This window comes from Streptomyces amakusaensis (genome assembly GCF_039532665.1).
Taxonomy (GTDB): domain Bacteria; phylum Actinomycetota; class Actinomycetes; order Streptomycetales; family Streptomycetaceae; genus Streptomyces; species Streptomyces amakusaensis.
Window position 1 is genome coordinate 1 of record NZ_BAAASB010000078.1, and the last position, 876, is coordinate 876.

The window sequence follows — 876 nt, forward strand, 5'->3', positions numbered from 1 at the left end:
GCCGAGCAGCGGCGGCAGGCCCGCCATCGACGCCCCGGCGACGGCGGCGACCGCCGCGACCCGGGGCAGGGACCGTCCGACACCGGAGAGTTCGCGCAGGTCGCGGGTGCCCGCCGCGTGGTCGACGATCCCGGTCACCAGGAAGAGCGGGGCCTTGAAGAGCGCGTGCGCGAGGATCATCGCGGCGGCGGCCAGCGCGGTGTCCCGGGTGCCGGCCCCGGCGAGCACGGTGAGGAAGCCGAGCTGGCTGACGGTGCCGTAGGCGAGCACCAGCTTGAGGTCGTTGAGCCGCAGCGCCCGCCAGCCGCCGAGCAGCATGGTCAGCGCCCCGAGGACCAGCAGTATCGGCCGCCAGGGCGGGGCCTCGGCGAAGGCGGGGGCGAGCCGGGCGATGAGATAGACGCCCGCCTTCACCATCGCGGCGGCGTGCAGATAGGCGCTCACGGGCGTCGGCGCGGCCATCGCGTTGGGCAGCCAGACGCTGAACGGCCAGATCGCCGACTTCGACAGGGCTCCCAGCAGGACGAGCACGACGGCGACCGAGACGGTGGTGGAGGGCGCGGGCGGGTCGGCGACCAGGGCGGAGATCCGGTAGGTGCCCGCCGCCCGTCCCAGCATCAGGAAGCCGACGAGCATGGCCAGTCCGCCGAGGGTGGTGACGGTCAGCGCCTGGAGCGCCGAGCGGCGGTTCTGTTTGCGCTCGCTGCCGTGGCCGATGAGCAGATAGGAGAAGACCGTGGTCAGCTCCCAGAACACATAGAGCAGCACCAGATCGTCGGCGAGCACCAGCCCCAGCATCGCCCCGGCGAACGCCAGCAGATTGCCGGCGAACCGGCCGAGCAGCGGGTCCCCGGCGGAGAAGTACCGTACGCAGTA

1 protein-coding gene is annotated in these 876 nt (G+C 72.8%); it reads right to left on the reverse strand.

The genetic code is table 11. The features are described 5' to 3' along the window. A partial coding sequence (locus ABD371_RS35705; RefSeq protein WP_344486937.1) for a proton-conducting transporter transmembrane domain-containing protein occupies window positions 1-876 on the reverse strand: 876 nt, incomplete at both ends.